This is a genomic window from Rhizobium sp. Leaf341 (assembly GCF_001424325.1).
GTDB lineage: Bacteria > Pseudomonadota > Alphaproteobacteria > Rhizobiales > Rhizobiaceae > Ferranicluibacter.
The window spans coordinates 2,981-6,198 of the sequence record NZ_LMPE01000001.1 but is presented as its reverse complement, the minus strand read 5'-3'; the positions used below and the strand labels follow the sequence as shown (position 1 = coordinate 6,198).

Below are 3,218 nucleotides of genomic sequence, written 5' to 3'. Positions count from 1 at the left end.
TTTTGGATTGTCTGTCTGGTTGCGGGGGCAGGATTTGAACCTGCGGCCTTCAGGTTATGAGCCTGACGAGCTACCGGGCTGCTCCACCCCGCGAGAGAAGGGGACTGATGGTGACGAGAAGGGGGTGTTTGCGCTTAGCAGACCTGGCAGCGACCGACTCTCCCGCGTCTTAAGACGAAGTACCATAGGCGCTGGGGCGTTTCACGGCCGTGTTCGGAATGGGAACGGGTGCGGCCACCCCGCCAGAACCACCAGGTCGGCTAAGGGCAAACAACGAGAAGCTGGATTTGAACACGTCTTTGGGTTTTCCGAGGTCTTGAGGCCGAAGGCTTGGAGGCCTTGGGGCTCAAGGGTCGGCCGCGGTGCGCCTTGTGGGCGGTCACGCGGTGTCTCATGACGATCGGCCGGAGGCTTTCGCCTTGGCCGCTCGATGAGCATGGGCAATGGGAACGATCAAGTTCGATCGAACGATTAGTACCGGTAAGCTTCATGCATTGCTGCACGTCCACACCCGGCCTATCAACGTGGTCGTCTTCCACGGTTCTCAAGGGAATACTCGTTTTCAGGGGGGTTTCCCGCTTAGATGCCTTCAGCGGTTATCCCGTCCATATATAGCTACCCTGCTATGCCCTTGGCAGGACAACAGGTCCACCAGAGATATGTCCATCCCGGTCCTCTCGTACTAGGGACAGATCCTGTCAATATTCCAACACCCACGGCAGATAGGGACCGAACTGTCTCACGACGTTCTGAACCCAGCTCACGTACCGCTTTAATTGGCGAACAGCCAAACCCTTGGGACCTGCTCCAGCCCCAGGATGCGATGAGCCGACATCGAGGTGCCAAACAACCCCGTCGATATGGACTCTTGGGGGTCATCAGCCTGTTATCCCCGGCGTACCTTTTATCCGTTGAGCGATGGCCCTTCCACGCGGGACCACCGGATCACTATGACCGACTTTCGTCTCTGCTCGACTTGTCAGTCTCGCAGTCAGGCGGGCTTATGCCATTGCACTCGACGAACGATTTCCGACCGTTCTGAGCCCACCATCGCGCGCCTCCGTTACTCTTTCGGAGGCGACCGCCCCAGTCAAACTACCCACCATACACTGTCCCGGATCCGGATAACGGACCGCGGTTAGACATCCATGACGATAAGGGTGGTATTTCAAGGATGGCTCCACGAGAACTGGCGTCCCCGCTTCAAAGCCTACCACCTATCCTACACATGCCGACACGAATGCCAGTGTAAAGCTATAGTAAAGGTGCACGGGGTCTTTCCGTCTGACCGCAGGAACCCCGCATCTTCACGGGGAATTCAATTTCACTGAGTCTATGCTGGAGACAGCGGGGAAGTCGTTACGCCATTCGTGCAGGTCGGAACTTACCCGACAAGGAATTTCGCTACCTTAGGACCGTTATAGTTACGGCCGCCGTTTACTGGGGCTTCAGTTCAAAGCTTGCACCTCTCCCTTTAACCTTCCAGCACCGGGCAGGCGTCAGGCCCTATACGTCGTCTTAAAGACTTCGCAGAGCCCTGTGTTTTTGATAAACAGTCGCTACCCCCTGGTCTGTGCCACCCCATCCTACTTGCGTAGAAAAGGGTCACGCTTCTTCCGAAGTTACGCGTGCAATTTGCCGAGTTCCTTCAGCATAGTTCTCTCAAGCGCCTTGGTATGCTCTACCTGACCACCTGTGTCGGTTTCGGGTACGGTCTATACGGTGGGGCTATTTCCTGGAACCGCTTCCCCGCCCTGACAATCCAATAAGTCAGAACAAGTTACGCAATCCGTCACTTCCCACCAGGCCCACGAATATTAACGTGGTTCCCATCGACTACGCGTTTCCGCCTCGCCTTAGGGGCCGGCTAACCCTGCTCAGATTAACTTTAAGCAGGAACCCTTGGTCTTTCGGCGAGAGGGTCTCTCACCCTCTTTATCGTTACTCATGTCAACATTCGCACTTCCGATACCTCCAGGAGCCCTCACGGGTCTCCCTTCACAGGCTTACGGAACGCTCCGCTACCCCTAGATATTCGTTAGAATGTCTAAGCCTCAGCTTCGGTGCATGGCTTTAGCCCCGTTACATTTTCGGCGCAAAGACCCTTATTTAGACCAGTGAGCTGTTACGCTTTCTTTAAATGATGGCTGCTTCTAAGCCAACATCCTGGTTGTTTTGGGATCCTCACATCCTTTCCCACTTAGCCATGACTTGGGGACCTTAGCTGGAGGTCAGGGTTGTTGCCCTCTTCACGACGGACGTTAGCACCCGCCGTGTGTCTGCCGATTAGTACTCTCAGGTATTCGGAGTTTGATTAGGATCAGTAAGACGGTGAGTCCCCATAGCCCATTCAGTGCTCTACCCCCTGAGGTATTCGATCGACGCACTACCTAAATAGTTTTCGCGGAGAACCAGCTATCTCCGAGTTTGATTGGCCTTTCACCCCTAGCCACAAGTCATCCCAATCTATTGCAACAGATGCGGGTTCGGTCCTCCAGTTGGTGTTACCCAACCTTCAACCTGCTCATGGCTAGATCACTCGGTTTCGGGTCTAATGCAACATACTATGATCGCCCTATTCAGACTCGCTTTCGCTGCGCCTACACCTATCGGCTTAAGCTTGCATGTCACACTAAGTCGTTGACCCATTATACAAAAGGTACGCCGTCACCAATAATGGCTCCGACTGTTTGTAGGCAACCGGTTTCAGGTTCTCTTTCACTCCCCTTGTCGGGGTGCTTTTCACCTTTCCCTCACGGTACTTGTTCGCTATCGGTCATGCACGAGTACTTAGGCTTGGAGAGTGGTCTCCCCATGTTCAGACAGGATTTCACGTGTCCCGCCTTACTCTAGGACGATAAATGCATCACCGCATACGGGGCTGTCACCCACTCTGGCCGACCTTTCCAAGTCGTTCTGCTTTATCACTCATCGCCACTGGCCTGGTCCGCGTTCGCTCGCCACTACTTGCGGAGTCTCGGTTGATGTCCTTTCCTGCAGGTACTTAGATGTTTCAGTTCCCTGCGTTCGCCTCTTACACCCTATGGATTCAGGTGTAGATACCTTATGATAATGCTTGGAAACCTGAAGCGCCTTGCGACACAACAGATTTCCCAAGCATTTAAGGTGGGTTTCCCCATTCGGACATCTAAGGATCAAAGCTTATTCGCAGCTCCCCTTAGCTTATCGCAGCGTATCACGTCCTTCTTCGCCTGTGC

Annotated in this window: 1 tRNA gene and 2 rRNA genes (1 of these 3 cut by a window edge); all 3 read right to left on the bottom strand. The window is 54.1% G+C overall.

Features of this window, described 5'->3' with window-relative positions:
* Positions 1–16: 16 nt before the first annotated feature.
* Positions 17–93, bottom strand: a tRNA-Met gene (locus ASG03_RS00030).
* A gap of 48 nt (positions 94–141) precedes the next feature.
* A 5S ribosomal RNA gene (rrf, locus tag ASG03_RS00025) occupies positions 142–256 on the bottom strand.
* Positions 257–449: 193 nt separating this feature from the next.
* A 23S ribosomal RNA gene (locus ASG03_RS00020) occupies positions 450–3,218 on the bottom strand (it continues 46 nt past the right edge of the window).